13 protein-coding genes are annotated in these 15,687 nt (G+C 64.4%); 11 read left to right on the forward strand and 2 right to left on the reverse strand.

Going from position 1 to position 15,687, the window contains the following annotated elements:
• Positions 1–602: 602 nt before the first annotated feature.
• Together WG901_RS22825 and WG901_RS22830 are read left to right on the forward strand one after the other, a co-directional pair.
• The gene (locus tag WG901_RS22825) at positions 603–2,036 is read left to right on the forward strand and encodes a cytochrome P450 (protein WP_339589447.1); all 1,434 of its coding nucleotides are present in this window, start codon (positions 603–605) and stop codon (positions 2,034–2,036) included.
• A 31-nt stretch (positions 2,037–2,067) separates the two neighbouring features.
• Positions 2,068–3,015, forward strand: coding sequence for a phytanoyl-CoA dioxygenase family protein (locus tag WG901_RS22830; protein WP_339589448.1), 948 nt, complete (start codon positions 2,068–2,070; stop codon positions 3,013–3,015).
• A gap of 139 nt (positions 3,016–3,154) precedes the next feature.
• On the opposite strand, the gene WG901_RS22835 is transcribed toward WG901_RS22830, so the two are convergent.
• On the reverse strand, positions 3,155–5,596 hold the full coding sequence (locus WG901_RS22835; RefSeq protein WP_339589449.1) for a TonB-dependent receptor: 2,442 nt from the start codon (positions 5,594–5,596) through the stop codon (positions 3,155–3,157).
• Here WG901_RS22835 and WG901_RS22840 point away from each other — a divergent pair.
• The 7 genes from WG901_RS22840 to WG901_RS22870 all read left to right on the forward strand — a co-directional run bounded on the left by WG901_RS22840 (position 5,535) and on the right by WG901_RS22870 (position 13,247).
• Positions 5,535–6,812 carry a hypothetical protein gene (locus WG901_RS22840; RefSeq protein WP_339589450.1) on the forward strand — a complete coding sequence of 426 codons (1,278 nt, stop codon included), beginning with the start codon at positions 5,535–5,537 and terminating at the stop codon, positions 6,810–6,812. The two genes, WG901_RS22835 and WG901_RS22840, sit on opposite strands and share 62 nt — an antisense overlap.
• Positions 6,813–6,871: 59 nt before the next feature.
• Positions 6,872–7,330: a nuclear transport factor 2 family protein gene (locus WG901_RS22845; RefSeq protein WP_339589451.1), complete on the forward strand. Its 459-nt coding sequence runs from the start codon at positions 6,872–6,874 to the stop codon at positions 7,328–7,330.
• Between the two features lie 110 nt (positions 7,331–7,440).
• The gene (locus WG901_RS22850; RefSeq protein WP_339589452.1) at positions 7,441–9,897 is read left to right on the forward strand and encodes a CaiB/BaiF CoA transferase family protein; all 2,457 of its coding nucleotides are present in this window, start codon (positions 7,441–7,443) and stop codon (positions 9,895–9,897) included.
• A 114-nt stretch (positions 9,898–10,011) separates the two neighbouring features.
• The gene (locus WG901_RS22855; protein ID WP_339589453.1) at positions 10,012–11,184 is read left to right on the forward strand and encodes an amidohydrolase family protein; all 1,173 of its coding nucleotides are present in this window, start codon (positions 10,012–10,014) and stop codon (positions 11,182–11,184) included.
• Positions 11,181–12,362, forward strand: coding sequence for a thiolase C-terminal domain-containing protein (locus WG901_RS22860; protein WP_339589454.1), 1,182 nt, complete (start codon positions 11,181–11,183; stop codon positions 12,360–12,362). The genes WG901_RS22855 and WG901_RS22860 overlap by 4 nt, the downstream gene beginning before the upstream one ends.
• A 4-nt stretch (positions 12,363–12,366) precedes the next feature.
• A complete protein-coding gene (locus WG901_RS22865; RefSeq protein WP_339589455.1) occupies positions 12,367–12,798 on the forward strand; it encodes a Zn-ribbon domain-containing OB-fold protein in 432 nt (143 codons plus the stop codon).
• Positions 12,799–12,800: 2 nt separating this feature from the next.
• Positions 12,801–13,247 (forward strand): VOC family protein, encoded by a 447-nt coding sequence (locus tag WG901_RS22870; RefSeq protein ID WP_339589456.1) that lies wholly within the window; start codon positions 12,801–12,803, stop codon positions 13,245–13,247.
• Between the two features lie 8 nt (positions 13,248–13,255).
• On the opposite strand, the gene WG901_RS22875 is transcribed toward WG901_RS22870, so the two are convergent.
• Positions 13,256–13,762 carry a cupin domain-containing protein gene (locus tag WG901_RS22875; protein ID WP_339589457.1) on the reverse strand — a complete coding sequence of 169 codons (507 nt, stop codon included), beginning with the start codon at positions 13,760–13,762 and terminating at the stop codon, positions 13,256–13,258.
• A gap of 235 nt (positions 13,763–13,997) precedes the next feature.
• Between WG901_RS22875 and WG901_RS22880 the strand changes: the two genes are divergently transcribed.
• Together WG901_RS22880 and WG901_RS22885 are read left to right on the forward strand one after the other, a co-directional pair.
• Positions 13,998–14,459, forward strand: a complete 462-nt coding sequence (locus WG901_RS22880) for a nuclear transport factor 2 family protein (RefSeq protein ID WP_339589458.1) — start codon at positions 13,998–14,000, stop codon at positions 14,457–14,459.
• A complete protein-coding gene (locus WG901_RS22885; RefSeq protein ID WP_339589459.1) occupies positions 14,456–15,682 on the forward strand; it encodes an MFS transporter in 1,227 nt (408 codons plus the stop codon). Before WG901_RS22880 ends, WG901_RS22885 begins: the two co-directional genes overlap by 4 nt.
• The last annotated feature ends 5 nt before the right edge of the window (positions 15,683–15,687 follow it).

Genomic DNA, 15,687 nt, shown 5'->3' on the forward strand with positions numbered 1-15,687 from the left:
CGGCGGTTTTGGCAAGCGCGTGAAGGGGAACTTAAGGGGTGAGGCAATACAGTCACGTCATGCCGTTTGCTCGCCCTGTCCACTTTGGACAGCATGTTCTTGCTGTCCTAGCAGCTGCAACGCTCGGCAGCGCGGCAGTGACCGCCTGCTGGACTGCCGGCCTGGCCGTCGCCGCATCCGGTCGTCCGTTGGGAGCACCAATAGCACTACTTGCCATGGCGTGTTGGCTGGGCGTTATGATCAGCGCCCTACCATCCGCCGCTGTCGTCCTATCGGTGCTATGGCCGGTTATACGGCGGGGCACGACCGCATCGAACTGGCTCTGCTTGTTTGCTGGCATCGCCACCGGCATCGGCATCGCTCCGATTTGGAGTCCGCATATGCGCGGTGTTCCAATTTCTCAGCTTCCGATCTTCGCGCTATCCGGCGCCGCTATAGCCGTGATCTACATTGCTGTGCTGCGGCGAATGGGCCGAGCGCGGCCAATCGATGCCGAAATCTTCGCGTAAGGCGTGGATCGGCACCATCATGTGGTGCGTACGGACACCGCCTGAACAAATTTCCGCTTTCAGGGCTCGAAATTGGCATGCTGAACGGCCGAAATGTTGGCGCGTTCAGTCGCAGAAAACCTGTCAGGCGGGTTTGCCGGCGCAAAATCACGCGCATCGCAAAGTAGGACGTTCGCGACGAAATTTCGGGGGCTCGCGACGTGGTCCGAGCAACGCCTCGCGCTAGACCGCTCGCTCAAAGCACAGAGCCGGAGCGCCATGACAACCCTAGCCCAGCGTGACTACTTCACGGATCACGCCATTCTCGTCGATCCCTATTCCTATTTCGAAGCTGTCCGTGAAGGAGGGCCGGTCCAGCGCCGGTCGGATGGCATCGTCGTCGTCACAGGTTTCGAGGAGTCACTCGAAGTGCTGCGCAACACGGCCGATTTCTCGTCCGCAAACGCTCCGCAGGGCCCGAACGTGCCGCTCGCCTTCGAACCCGACGGCGACGACATAACCGCCCAAATCGAGGCGCACCGCGGCACGTTCTATGGCGGCACCCACCTCGTCGCCTATGACGACGATCAGCATACGTTTTCCCGGTCCCTGATCAACCGGCTGTTCACGCCGAGCCGGCTCAAGGCCAACGAACGTTTCATCGCCGAATTCGCCGACGAGCTCGCGCGTGACGCGGTTGCACGGGGCGGGTGCGACCTCATCGGCGACATCGCCACGCCCTTCGTCACGTTGGTTATCGCCGATCTGCTCGGCGTACCCGCCGAGGACCGATCGATCTTCATGGAAGCGATCAAGTCCGGACCGCCACCGGGCAGCCTCGATCCCGAGGACTTGAAGCTGCGCGGTCAGTCTTTGGTCATCATGGGCCGCTATTTCGCCGAATATGTCGCCGGCCGTCGCGCGGCGCCGCGCGACGACATACTTTCGGAACTGGCCGCCGCCACCTTTCCCGACGGGTCCCTGCCCGAGGTCGCCGAAATCGTTCGGCTTGCAACCTTCCTGTTCGGCGCCGGGCAGGACACGAGCGCCAAATTGCTCGGCAACACCATGCGATACCTGGTCGAGCGGCCCGAGCTGCAACAGGCCATGCGCGACGATCCCGCGCAGATCCCCGATCTCATCGAAGAAGTGCTTCGGCTCGAGGGGTCGTCCAAGATGACCGCCCGCCTCGTGCGCCGCAAGACGATGATCGCCGGCTTGGAAGTCCGTCCGGGCGACCGAATCTTTGTCGCCCTCGCCGCGGCGAACCGCGATCCACGGCGATGGGAACGCCCGGACGCGCTGGTTCTTGGCCGTCCCAAAGTGAAGGAACATGTCGCTTTCGGCCGCGGCGCACATGTCTGCGCGGGCGCTCCGCTCGCGCGGGTAGAGGTGCGCATGATTCTCGAGCGATTCCTTGCCCATACCCGGCAGATCGAACTCGACGAAGCCGTGCACGGCCCTCGAGGCAACCACCGTCTCGACTATGAGCCGAGCTTCCTCATTCGCGGGCTTTCACGCTTGCAGCTTAAACTGACCACGAAGTGATCTGGCCAAGCAACAGATACAGGACGATAAAATGATCGATGTCGCACCTCTGATCGACAGTACTCCGCTGATCGGCAAGCCCGAGGCACTGCGCGCGCGCTGGGAAGAGGACGGTGTCCTGTTCCTGCGCGGCGTGATGGACGAGGACCTGATCGCCTGGGCACGCGAGAAGTATCGCGGCGCCCTCGCGGCCGAAGACCTGATCGATCCCGCGCAGGAGGTTCCGGCCTGGACCGGCAAACAGCCCAAGACGCGGCGCCCTATAGATGCCTTGGGCACCCCCGTCTGGCACGAGATCGTCAAGCAGCCAGAACTCAACGCCATCCTGCGCGACGTTTTCGATGCGGATCCCGTCTGGATCCCAATCGCGGCGCATCGCAACGGCATGCCGAGCGGCCCCGTCATTGAGGGCCAGGACCTGTTCGCCGGTCGCCATCAGGACGGATTCTTCAACGAGGGCATCCAGTTTGCGATTTGCTGGATGCCGATCCGGGATGTCGACATGCGCTCGGGGAGTTTCGCTGTCGCGCCGGGAACGCACAGCCGGGGCGTGCTCCACGTCGAGAGCGACGATGGCTATGACATTCCAGCTGGCGTGATCGCCGATAACGCTTGGCGCGCGGCGGACTACCGCGTCGGCGACGTTCTGATCTTCAACTACCTGACCGCGCACGCGACCCTGCCCAATCCCTCGAACGAAATCCGAATGTCGCTCGACGTCCGAGCGATCCCAGCCTGGGCACCGCAGCCTGTCATCGGCGCTGTAGAAAAGGTCGAGGGCGGTGACGTCACGATCAGGACCGATGCCGGCGACCTTCGTACAGTGCACGTCGATGACGACACCTTTATCCGCGACATGAACCCCCGGCCGCGTGTGCCGACGTCCGAATTGGAGCGCATCGCCTTTCCCGGCGCGCATGTCATGGCGATGGCGCGAGAAGATGGCCGGGCCACGGTGTTGCGGCGCAATTTCTACTGATCCGACGGCTTAGCTGCAGACAACAAGGGCGCCGGTGCTTCCGGCGCCCTTTTCGTGACCGCAAAAGAAGTCGCCGGAACCCCAGGGGAATTCCGGCGCAATTTCAAACGACCGTGGGAATAAAAACCGGTCGTCTGGTTCACATGCCGAAACGGTAGCGCAGCCTTATGCCGTACATTCGGGGCTGGTTCGGGGCGATCGCCTCGTAGCCGCCGCTGGCGAAGTTGTTGGTGACGTTCAGATAGAACTTTTCCTTCGTCAGGTTCGTGACGAAGAAAGACGCGTCGAGCGGCAGGCCCGCGACCGATGCCCAGTTCAGGTTGAGATTGACCAGTTCCTGCTTGGGCAGGAGCCCGAGCGGGCTGGAGTCACTGGCGATCTGCCGGCTCGTGTAGGTATAGGTCGCGCCGATCGACAGACGGCCGATGCTCTCGTCGAGCGGCAGCGTGTAGGTGAGCGTCCCCGTAATCCGATGATGCGGGCTGAGCGGCAGGTCATTGCCCACGGTCAGGGGAATAGGCGCACTATAGGGCGAGTTCGCCGGCAACGGCGGGAGCACGAACTCCTGCAGTTTCGTATTGAGATAGGCGTAGCCCACATCGAGCTGCAGCGAGCGGAAGGGGGTCATGGACCCGTCCGCCTCGATGCCCCAGAGGCGCGATTTGCCGGCGTTGATGACGACTTGCGTGCCGGCGATACCGGGAACCCGCCCGACTGCGGTCGTGGTCAACTGCTGGTCGGTGAAGTTGTTGTAGAAGCCGGCGAGGTTGACGAAGCCTGAGAAGTCCCTGCCGTTGAAGCTCGTCTTCGCACCCAGTTCGTAGGTGTCGACCTTTTCGGGATTCCATGTCTCCAGTCCGATGATGCTCGGATTGAGGCCGCCTTGGCGGTAGCCGCGGGTATATTTCGCGTAGAGCAGGATGTCTTCGCTCGGCTTGTATTCGGCATCGATCAGCCATGTCGGGCGCTTCGATTCCTGGACGAAGCCGCCGAGCTCGCAACGGGCCGGCTCGAGCGTGACACTGCCCGGAGCTCCGACCGGAAGGGCCGGATTGGCACAGACGCCGCGCGGGGTATTGGCTGTCGGGAACGTCACCTGGATGCGCCGCCCCGACCCTGTGGTTCGGTCGATCGTGTAGCGCAGCCCCGCGGTCACCGCGAACTTGTCGCTGAACTTGTAGGTGCCTTGTCCGTAGAACCCGATGTTCCGGAAAGCGACCTTGTTGTAGACAAGGCTGACGCCCGACAGGCCGGGGATCGAGTTGACGCATTGCAGAGTGAAGACGTCGCTGCACTCGATGAAGGATTGCGAATAGGAGGTGTTGCCGGTGCTCAGCGGCTCGCTCTGCTCGTAATAGGCGCCAGTCTGCCAGGTCAGGTTGCCATGCTGCCCCTGCAGCTGGAGTTCGTTCGTGAATGTCGACTGCGCTGCGGTTTCCTGGTTCGGCGCATTGTTGAGGATAGTCGCCGAGACACCGCGGCCAGCGCTCGGGCCAGTTGCCGGGATGAAGAACTCGCCACCGATGCTGTAGCGCACGCGCTCGCGAAATTCGCTGTAGCTGGCGATGTTCTTCACCGTCAGCGCGTCGTTCACCCGCCAGGTCGTCGTGTTGATGACCTGCCACTGCTCGAGGAAGTTGAGCGGGTCTGGCGCGGGCGATTCGATATCATAATAGCCGTCGCCACGCGCTGCCTGCCGGTCGATCTGGGTACAGGCCAGCGGCGCGGTCAGAGCAGCGCGGCCGGTGCGAAGTGCGGGGTTCCGCTGGCAGGAGGCCAGCTTGTACGAGAAGCCGTTGGTATTCGATCGCGTATAGGTGGCGATCGTGTAATTCTCGAGGTCAGGCGTCAGCTCGCCGACCACTGAGAGGCGAAGCGCCAGATAGTTGGAGTCCGCATAGCGATCAGGCCCGACGCCGGAACGGTTGTGGAGATAGCCATCGCGCTTCTGCCGGTCGACGCCGAGACGCACGCGGAAGGTGTCGGCAAGCGGAATGTTGATGACCGCCTGACCGCGTATCAAATCGTAGTTTCCTACCGAGCCTTCGACATAGCCTTCGAAATCGGCCGTGGGCTTCTTGGGAACCAGCAGGATCGCACCACCGGTGGTGTTGCGACCGAACAGCGTTCCTTGCGGCCCCTTGAGCACCTGAATGTTTTGCAGGTCGAAGAAACTGCCTGGGCCTGCGCCATTGCCCGATGGCGTGCCGGCCGCGGCGCGCGGCGCCACGACGTCGGCGAAATAGACGCCAACGGTCGGAGACGTGTTGCTGTCCTGGTTGAAGCCGCGGATGGTGAAGGACGACTTGTCCGGGCCGAAACGACTATTGGAGGTCAGCGACGGAGTATAGGTACCCAGGTCGCTGGCCGTGGTGATGTTGCGGTTGTCGAGCTGCTGCTGGCTGAACACCGTGATCGAGATCGGCACATCCTGCAGGCGTTCCTCGACGCGCCTCGCCGTGACGATGATCGCGCCGTCTTCGCTCGCGTCGGTCTCGGCGTTCTGCGCGTAGGAGGGCGTGGCCATCAGGGCAGGCAGCGCGCTCGCCAGCAACAGCGAGAATTTGGTAGTCGAATTCATAGATCCCTCCCGTTTTCAACCTTCCGGGCGAGAGAAAGACGAAAGTTCGTCGCTCCTGCCGCCAGCGGTTTTTCTTTCTGATCTGCAGCGGGTGGCGAAGGCGAAATTCGTTAGCAAGGTTCCCGCGGCCGGTCCGGATGCACCAGCAGAAGGATCGTACTTTGCAGCAGCCACGGGAGACTTCCGCGGTTTTGCAATCGCCACGATAATTTGCGGACGATCGAGCAGTCGATCGGAATTCGAAGCATTTCGCAGATGCTTGGACGATGGCTATTCTGCGATCACGCGCACGATCGATGCGGGGTCTGAGGATAAAGGGACGTGGATGACCGTTACCGACAGCGCGCCCAAATTCGGCATGCAAAGCCAGCCGCGTTCGATCGTTTTCGAGAAACCGGCGCCCGTGCAGATCGCTCCGGGGATCTGGCTCGACCGGATACAGCCGGGAGGACGTGACGGCCCCAACGGTGAGGTCCTGATCGATTTTCCCGGCGGGCGCGTCTGGACCGATGCCTGGCTGCTCGGCGACGCGACTTCCGATTTCCAGATGCTGATCCCCGACATCCGTCTGCCCGCCAACCAATACTGGCCGCTGCACTGGCACGATTGCTGGATCGCCGTGGTGATCCTCGAGGGCACCTGCATGATCGGCGACTGGTGGATGGAAAAGGGCGACGTCCTGATCTCGGCCGACGGCGTGGAATATGGGCCGCTGCTGATCGGACCCTCGGGCTGTCAGATGTTCGAGGTATTCGCCGACCTCGCGACCCATGCGGGCGGCTATTCACCCGAATATCGCGATCACCCCACGCTGCAAGGCGGTGTGCACGCATTCAAGGAACGCTCGGCGCTAAATCGCCGCAACGACGGCCGCATGTCGCTGCCGGTCGACGGCGTCGAAGGGCTGATCAAGGGCCGGCTTGAGCCCGGCGCACGCTGGGATCTGGGCCAGGCCGGCGATCCGCGGCGAGGCGTGATCGGTCATACGGTCCTGGCCGCGGGCGAGACGCTTCCCGCCGGCCGTCGCGGCGACTGGCATGGGCTGTTCGTGCTCGAAGGAAGCGCGATGCTCGCAGATCGCCCGCTCGCGCGGAACGACGTCTTGATCGCCCGGCCCGGCGCGCTCGTACCCGAACTCATCGCCGGGCCGCAGGGCGCGCAGATATTCGAGGCGGCGCGCACGCCGGCCGGAATGGACAGGAGCCCAGAGGCATGAAGAGATCGGCAGCGCTCGGGGCCGTCCTTGCCGGATGCCTCGGTTTTACAGGAGTTGGCATGGCACAATCGCGCATGATCGTCCCAGGGGGAGAGCTCGACCCAGCCCATCCCGGCTCGGACGTATTCCTTCGCGCGCCGCGAGAGCCCAGCGTGCCACCGGGGCGCGCCTGCGAAGTCGCGCGCCGCTACGTCGAGCTGATCAATGCCGGCGACTATGCCGGGGTCGCAGCGCTCTATGCCGACGACGCGACCTTCCTCGAGCCGATGCGGCCCACGCTGCACGGCCGCGCCCAGATCGACGAATTCTACGCCAAGCGGATCGGTGCCATGAAACCGCGGATCGTCGCCGTCTCCTATCTGGGCGGCGAGGAGGAATGCATGGTCTCTTTGGCGCTGCGCACGGCGATCGGCGGCGAGGAGCGCTTCGTGCTGGTCTCGGTCGATCACTTCCTGGTGAACGCGCAAGGCCGGATCGTCTCGATGATCGCTTTCGCCCGGCCGCCCCGGGCTGGATGATCCAACAGGATTTGGAGAGCCTCGCGGCGTTGGCGAGGGGCCGGGTCACCCCTAGTCTTGGCGGCACAAGACGAGAGCCGTCATCAGGCGGCGCATTCGGGAACGAGGCAGTGACCCAGATATTCGAGAACATTCGCGTCGTCGACCTGACGCAGGGCATGGCGGGCCCGCTGGTAACGATGATCCTGGCCGATTTCGGCGCCGAGGTCATCCGGCTCGAGCCGCCGGGCGGCGATCCGATGTGGGATCATCCGGCCTACCTGCTGTGGCAGCGCGGCAAGCAGAGCGTCGCGCCCGACTGGTCGAGCGCGGAAGGCCGCGCCCACGCGCGGCAGATCGCCGAGAGCGCCGACATCTTCATCGAGAGCCTGGGCCCCGGCAAGGCGGTCGAACTCGGGCTCGGCTTCGAAGATCTGCGCGGCGCCAATCCCGCGCTGATCTACCACGCGTTGACCACCTTCGGACAGGAGGGGCCGCTCAAGGACCTCAAGCTCTACGACGGCATCGTCAACGCCCGCTCGGGGCGCATGCGCGACCAGATCGGCTGGCAGAAGCTGCGCCCGACCTTCCGGGCGGTGAACGACCTGTCCTACCATACCGCGATGTTCACGCTGCAGGCTTTGGTCGCCGCGCTCAGGGTCCGGTCGATGTCGGGCAAGGGACAGAAGCTTGAAGGCACCCTCCTCTCGGGCGCCAGCGCGCCCAACAACAACTGGCGCCTGTTCGACGAGCAGGACATTCCTGCAGATCTCTATCCGGGCGAGCTTTCGAAGGAAGCCGTCGCGCGCGGCGAACTGACCGCGGACCGCCATGAATCCGATCCCCAGACCGCCAATCCGAGCCAGATCTGCCTCGAGACCAAGGATGGTCGCTGGGTCATGCATTCGCACATCCAGCAGGATCTGTTCGATGCCTGGATCGACACAATAGGCTTCTCGTGGATCCGGGAAGACGACCGCTACCGCAATGCACCGAACATACCCGACCACGACGATCGCATCGCGCTCAACCTCCAGATCTTCGAGCGCTTCAGGGAAAAGACCGCGCAGGAGTGGCGGGAAATCTATCGCGCAAGCCCGGACTGCGCCGGGGAGACCATGCAGACGACGCAAGAGGCGCTGAGCCACGAACAGTTCGTCGCGAACGGCCATATCGTCGAGATTGACGACCCGCGTGTCGGCCGGATGAAACAGTTGGGCGCTTTCGCCAAGATGAGCCAGACGCCTGCCCAAATAGGCAAGGCTGCGCCTTTGCCCGGTGAGCACACGCAAGCCGTGCTCGCCCGCCTCCCCCTCCCCAAGCCGAAGGTCGAGCCGCGAGGCGGAGATCCCAAGCGGCCGCTCGAGGGAATAACGGTGCTCGAATGCGCCAGCTGGCTCGCAGCACCCTTCGCCGGCGCGCTGCTCGCCGATCTCGGCGCGCGGGTGATCAAGGTGGAGCCCTTGTCGGGCGATCCCTATCGCCGCATGCCGACCAATGAAAACATGATCCGCGCCTTCCAGGGCAAGGAGAACATCTGCCTGAACCTCAAGAGCGAGGAGGGGCTGCAGATCTTCTACGACCTCGTTCGGCAGGCCGACATCGTCATGCACAATTACCGGCCGGGCGCGCCCGAGCGGCTGCGCATCGACTACGAGACGCTCAAGGCGATCAAGCCCGATCTCGTCTACGTCTATGCCGGCTCCTACGGCTCGGTTGGCCCCGATCGTTTTCGCGCGGCCTTCAATCCGACGATGGGGGCATTCTCGGGGAATTCCGTGTTCCAGTCGGGGGCAGGCAACCGGCCCAAGGGCGACCAGTCACCCGACCCCATCGCCGGTAGCGGCGTCGCTACCGGCATGATGCTGGGCCTCGCGGCCAAAGTGCTCACCGGCAAGGGACAGTACGTCGAGACATCGATGATGAATTCGAACGTCTACTGCAATTCGGACGATGCCTTCAGCTATGAGGGAAAGCCCGCCCGCCGCGTGCCTGACCAGGACCAGCTCGGGCTCGAGGCGACCTATCGGCTCTACGAGACGGCCCATGGCTGGCTCTTCGTCGCAGCACAGTTCGACGGTGAGTTCGCGGACCTGTGCGCCGCGCTCGATCGCGACGACCTTGCTACCGATCCGCGCTTCGCGACCTGGCGCGCGCGCATCGACAACAGCGACGCCCTCGCTGCCGAGCTCGAGCCGGTGTTCCGCGTGCGTACCGCCGATGCTTGGGAGGCGTTTCTGACCGACCGCGGCATCGCCGGCGTGCGCGCGGATGCCGCTTCGCACGTGCGCTTCCTCCATTCCGATCCGCAGCCCCGCGCGATCGGCTTCATGACGATGACTCGCAGCGACGTCTTTCGAGACCAGGCGCCCGACGGGCGATACTGGCGCCACGCACCGGTGGTGCGCTTCAGCGATACCCCCTGCGAGGCCGGCAAGCCCTACGAGGCCATGGGTTCGCACACGCGGCAGGTGCTGGGCAGTCTCGGCTACGACGCTGCCGCGATCGAGCGGCTGGCCGAAGCGCGCGTGGTTGCGTTCGGTCCGGCCGCTGCCGCGCGCGACCGTGCTCCGGCCGGCGCGACATAAGGACGATCGAGACGGATTGCGGCGTATCGCGATGTGTATCCGCGCCGCCGCCTGACCTAGAATGAGCGACAACGGCGCGACGGCAAACCGCGCGCGGCATATCGGGAGATAGAGATGGCGACGCAATTGGCCGAACGCGATTCCCTGACCGAGCTTGGCATCAAGCTCATCTCGGCGGACAACCACATCAACGAACCGCGCAACCTGTTCGTCGATCGCTTTCCCGAGCACCTCAAGGACAAGGCCCCACGGGTGATCGAGGGGGCCGATGGCGGCGAAGGCTGGTCGATGGACGGCAAGACGCCGCCCAAGCGAACCTATGGCCTCGAAGCGATGGCCGGGTTCGATCGCAAGGACTATCGCATCTCGGGTCTGCGCTACGAGCAGCTGCGTACCGGCAACTACGATGGCGCCGATCACCTCAAGGACATGGATCTCGACGGCGTCTACGCCTCGGTCACCTATCCGGGCTTCACGCCGGCCTTCTACACCAATCCGGACAAGGAGGTCGCCCTCACCGGCATCCAGGTCTACAACGACTGGATCCTCGACGAATTCCAGGCGGCTGATCCCAAGCGTCTGTGTGGCCTGACGATCGCGCCCTGCGAGGTCGGAATCGAGGAGAGCGTCGCCGAGATGCGCCGCGTTGCGAGGAAGGGCGCGCGGGCCATGTACATTCCCGGCTCGCCCTCGATCCCGTACAATCACCCGACGCATTACGAACCGATGTTCGCGGCCGCAGACGAGCTTAACCTGACGCTGTGCATGCACCGCAACCACGGCGGCCCCCCCGACAAGACCGATTGGGATTTCTACCAGTCGGACAAGGTCTCGATCGGCGGCATCGTCACGCGCTATTTCTCCTGCATCCGGCCCTTCTCCTACCTGATCTTCACTGGCGTGTTCGATCGCTATCCCAATCTCAAGATGGTCGGCGCCGAGGTCGATTGCGGCTGGGCGCCGTTCTGGGTGCAGACGCTCGACCACCATTGGGAGATCCAATCGAGCTGGTTCGACGTGAAACTCAAGCATCCGCCAAGCGACTTCATCGGCAAGAACCTCTTCACGACCAACGTCGACGACTATGCCGGCTACCAGATGATCGGCACGGGCCTGTGGCCCTGGCTGTCGAGCTTCACGATGTTCTCGTCGGACTATCCGCATTCGGCAACGATCTGGCCGGATTCTCGCAAGGTCGCGGCGAAGATGATCGAAGGCCTCAAGCCCGAGGACGCACGCAAGGCGCTGCAGGACAATGCCGTGCGCGTATTCGGCTTCCAGCTTTGATCGACCGCGCGAGCCGGCTCCGGAAAGGGCCGAGGGCGTCGATCGCCGGTATCGGCGCGACGCCCTACTACTTCCGCGGGGAATCGGCGCCGCAGACGATCTACGAGATGATCGGCAAGGCTATCCTCGCGGCGGTCGCCGACGCCGGACTGTCGGTGCGCGACATCGACGGGATGGCCTTCTATTCCTACGGCTTCGAGGGCGCGCAGATCGTCGAGCAGCTCGGCCTGCCCGAACTGAACTTCGCCGCGGTGGTCTCGGGACAAGGGGGAGGATCGGCCGGCGTGCTCGACCTCGCCGCCATGGCGATCGAGACCGGCAGGGCCAAGGCGGTGATCTGCATCGGCGCCTGCCAGCAGATCGCCAGCCGCTATGGCCAGTCGCTCGCGGGCCTCGCCACGACGCCGCAGGGGGTGCTTTCGCTGACCTCGGGCCTCACCGGGCCGGGCCAGTCCCTTGCCCTGTTCGCCCGGCGACACATGCACGCATATGGCACCCGGCGCGAGGCGTTCGCCGAAGTCGTCATGGCTTCGCGGGCCTATGCGGCGAGCCGGCCCGAGGCGATCCGCAAGAAGCAGATTACGCTGGAGGACTACTTCGCGGCGCCGATGCTCGCCGATCCGCTCTGCCGCTATGATTTCTGCGTCGAGAGCGACGCGGCCCTGGCCTTCGTCGTGACCAGCGCCGAACGCGCGCGGGATCTCAGGCAAAAGCCCGTGGACATTCTGGGCGCGGTCCATGGCGGCAAACGCGAATGGGGACGGGCCTTCTTCTGGATGAACCAGCCCGACGACCTGTTCGCCTCGTCGGGTGCTCGCGCGATCGCCGAACGGCTCTATGGCGAGACGGGCGTCGCGCCGGCCGATATCGACGTGGCGCTGCTCTACGACCATTTCTCGCCGCTCGTGGTTATGCAGCTCGAGGACTACGGTTTCTGCGGCAAGGGCGAAGGCGGTCCCTTCGTCGAAAGCGGCGCGATCCGGCCTGGAGGCGCCATTCCGGTCAACCCGCACGGCGGCCAGCTGTCCGAGTGCTACGTCATCGGCATGACGCAGATCCGCGAGGCGGTCGAGCAGCTGCGCGGCACCGCGACCAACCAGGTCTCGGGCGCGAGCCTAGCCCTCGTCACCGGCGGCCCCGCGCCGATCCCGATGAGCGCGGCGATCCTGGGAGTTTGACACCATGACCGAGCTATCCCAGCCCCCCGACATCTCGCGGCTCGAAATCCCGGTCGATCCCTGGACCCAGCCGTTCTGGGATGCGACCGCGCGCGGGGAGCTGCGCCTGCCGCGCTGCGCCTCCTGCCAGATTTTCCGCTGGCCGCCCGGTCCCTTTTGTCCTGAGTGCCAATCGCAGGCGGTCGATTGGGCAGCGGCAGGACGCGCCTTGCTCTACAGCTTCACGATCGTGCGTCAGCGCGATCTTTCAGATGACGGCCCCGGGCGGCTCGTGATCCCCGGTCTCGTCGAATTTCCCGATGCGGGCGGCATCCGGATCATGGCGGCGATCCTCGCGCGAGCCGAGGCCGTCGCGATCGGCGCCAGGCTCGTCTTGGGCTGGACGCCGCACGGCGATATGAAGGTGCCCGTGTTCACGCTCGATAGGGAGCCATAGCCATGGGATTGGTCTGCGACATCGACCATATCGGCATCAGTGTCTCGGACATGACGAGGGCGATCGCCTTCTTTCGCGACGTGCTGGGGGCGCAAGTTACCGAGCCTCACCTCTACGACGACCCCAGGATTGGCACGGTGGTCGGACTTCCGGGCCTGCGCAACGTCATTTGCCAGGCCTCGGTCGGCGGCAAACGCTTCGAGCTGCTGCAATATGTCGCGCCCGAGGGGCGCCAGGCCGACAACCACCGCCCCTGCGATCCCGGCCACATGCACGTCGCTCTCGCCGTCGAGGATATCGAGGCCTTCATCGCGCGGATGAAGCTCCATGGGTTCGAGCCCGCCAATCCGGTCCAGCGCGGAATGGGCGGCCACGGGCTCTCAGCGGCCTACTGCTACGGCTTCGACGGGCTAGTGTTCGAACTGATCGAATACCCCAAGGCTCCCTGACCCGGCGGTCACCCGCCGCCCAGACGCACGCCGGGCGCGATGATCGTGCCATCGGGCTCGTAGACCTCGACCACACTGCGCGTGCGATCGGCGTAGTAGACCACCTCGTTCTTGAGGCGATGATCGATCGATTCCACCTGCAGCAGCTCCAGCTGCTCGCAGTCGCCCGCCTCGAACCAGTATTTGGCGCCGGCGGGCACCAGTACCCCTTCGTGCGGACCGAGGTCGGCCACGAGTTCGTCCCCCTCTCCATAGAAGCGCGCGCGTCCCGAAAGGACGAACCAGAAGCCATCCATGGCCGTGTGCATGTGCAGTTCCTGCTCGCCGCCGCCGCCGCGGAAAACCTGGACCATCGAGAGCAACGTCTGGGTTTTCACCAAGGGCACCAGCGCGCGATCGCGCTTGGGGTTTTCCGGGGCCTTGTAGCGGAACGGCTTCATCCGCGTGCTCTTCTCGGCCTTGCCAGTGATGGCCTTGATCTCCATCACGCTGACCGTCGCTGCCTCGTCGCTCATATCCTACTCCTGTCGACCGACTGATAGCGCGGTAACCCCGCTTGGCGAGGCCATGGGCGCAAGGCCGAACGCTGCCGCAGGAATTTCAGACGATCACGGTGCTAGAGACGATCGAGCAGTCGATACGGCGTTAGGCACATGGTCGCCGAAGCGGGAAGACCTAGTGTCGGCCCCACGCATCGCTCGATCGCGAACCGTGCGGCGAGCGTGGGAGAAGACATTGCCGGAAGCCAGGATGAACGATTTCCATCTTCGGGATTGTGCCGCCATCACCGATCTCGTCCACACCTATGCGCTCCACGTCCGATCGGGCGAAGGGCAAGCCTGCTGCGCTCTGTTCACCGAGGACGCGGTGTTCGAGATGCACGTGCTCGATCCCGCCGACATGAGCCTCAAACTGCACAAGCGCCTCGAAGGCCGCGATGCGGTGATCGGCCATATCGCGGGAGCGACCTCGCCCAACGCGCGCATATTGCCGATGATCCACAACCTGATCGTCGAGGTAGATGGGACCCAAGCGTCGAGCACCTGCGCCATGTCCGCCGTGACGATCCCCGACGGCATCGATCTGTTCGGCGAATACAGCGACAGCTTCCGCTTCACGGATCGATGGCTGTTCTCCGCGCGCAGGCACACGATCCTGCTGCAGCGTCCGAGCGGCAGCGCCCGGCATCTGGCGGGAGGAAGCGAACGATGAGCGGCCACGCGATGGGAGGGGCCGCGACCGATCGGCCGATCACGATCCCGGTGCGCATCGTCATGCTCCTGGGCGGGCTGATGGTGGCGATTGCCATGGCAGCGATCGCGCCGGTCCTCCCCGAAATCGAGCGCGCCCTCGCCGTGACGCAGAACGAGAAGCTGCTCGTCAAGATGATGGTGCCCTTCGCCGGCGCGGCCATGGTCGTCGGCGCGCCGCTCACCGGCTTTCTGATCGATCGGATCGGCCTGCGATCACTGCTGATCCTTCACGGCCTTCTCTTCGCCATAGCCGGGACGGCGGGTTTGTACCTAGACAATCTCTATGCCCTGGTCGGTTCGCGGCTCTTCGTCGGTTTCGCAGCTGCCGGCATGGGCACGATCAGCATGACGACGATCAACACCCGCCTCGAAGGCATCGAACGCGCGAAGTGGATGGGCTTCCACATGGCGACCGCGATGCTGGGGGCTTTGGTCATCTTCCCTCTGATCGGTGTCCTGGGCGAGATCGGCTGGCGCTGGCCCTTCGCGATCTATGCGATCGGCCTCGCCGTCTCAGGTCTGGCGGCCATCGCCCTGCCCGGGATCGTTCCGGCAGTGGCAAACTCTGAGGAAGTCGATCGCGCGCCACGCGGGAATCCATTCAAGTGGTTTCCGCTGTGGTTTCTCCCCCTCGCCCTGACCGTCGGCTCGATCACCTATCTGCCGACCGTATACCTCGCCTTCGTTGCGCGGGACGTCGGCCTGAGCAGCCCCTCGACCTTGTCGATGATCATGCTGGCCGACTCCCTGATCGGCGCAATGATGTCGTTGATCTTCGGTTGGTCGCGCAAACGGGTCTCGAGCTATGCGGCCTTCGTCTTCAGCTTTGCCTGCACCGGCACGGGGATGCTCGTCGTGTCGCTGTCTTCGGGCATCGGCGGGATCGTCTCGGGCATGCTGATCTTCGGTTTCGGCATCGGCTGGTTCATGCCCAACGTCATGACCGCGCTGTCGCAAAGGGTGGCACAGACACGCCAGGGATCGGCCGTGGGCATTCTCAAGGCGACACATCATCTGGCCTCGCCGCTCGGCGTCCTCGCGGCAGAACCGATCGCCCGCACGCATGGGCCGCACGGGGCAATGATGGCAGGCGCCATGCTCTCCTTCTGCGCTGCGGCCGTATTCGCCTCACTCGCGTTCAGGAGAGTCGAAGCCAGCCGAAAGTATCGGAGCGCTGCCTAGCCCCC

Origin of the sequence: Novosphingobium anseongense (genome assembly GCF_037482895.1) — a bacterium.
Classification (GTDB): Bacteria; Pseudomonadota; Alphaproteobacteria; order Sphingomonadales; family Sphingomonadaceae; genus Novosphingobium; species Novosphingobium anseongense.

Excerpts from the sequence above, each read along its gene's own strand:
- WG901_RS22855 (WP_339589453.1), top strand. The coding sequence starts at position 10,012 with ATGGCGACGCAATTGGCCGAACGCGATTCCCTGACCGAGCTTGGCATC.
- WG901_RS22845 (WP_339589451.1), top strand. The coding sequence starts at position 6,872 with ATGGCACAATCGCGCATGATCGTCCCAGGGGGAGAGCTCGACCCAGCC.
- WG901_RS22880 (WP_339589458.1), top strand. The coding sequence starts at position 13,998 with ATGAACGATTTCCATCTTCGGGATTGTGCCGCCATCACCGATCTCGTC.
- WG901_RS22870 (WP_339589456.1), top strand. The coding sequence starts at position 12,801 with ATGGGATTGGTCTGCGACATCGACCATATCGGCATCAGTGTCTCGGAC.
- WG901_RS22825 (WP_339589447.1), top strand. The coding sequence starts at position 603 with ATGTTGGCGCGTTCAGTCGCAGAAAACCTGTCAGGCGGGTTTGCCGGC.
- WG901_RS22875 (WP_339589457.1), bottom strand. The coding sequence starts at position 13,762 with ATGAGCGACGAGGCAGCGACGGTCAGCGTGATGGAGATCAAGGCCATC.
- WG901_RS22865 (WP_339589455.1), top strand. The coding sequence starts at position 12,367 with ATGACCGAGCTATCCCAGCCCCCCGACATCTCGCGGCTCGAAATCCCG.
- WG901_RS22830 (WP_339589448.1), top strand. The coding sequence starts at position 2,068 with ATGATCGATGTCGCACCTCTGATCGACAGTACTCCGCTGATCGGCAAG.
- WG901_RS22885 (WP_339589459.1), top strand. The coding sequence starts at position 14,456 with ATGAGCGGCCACGCGATGGGAGGGGCCGCGACCGATCGGCCGATCACG.
- WG901_RS22835 (WP_339589449.1), bottom strand. The coding sequence starts at position 5,596 with ATGAATTCGACTACCAAATTCTCGCTGTTGCTGGCGAGCGCGCTGCCT.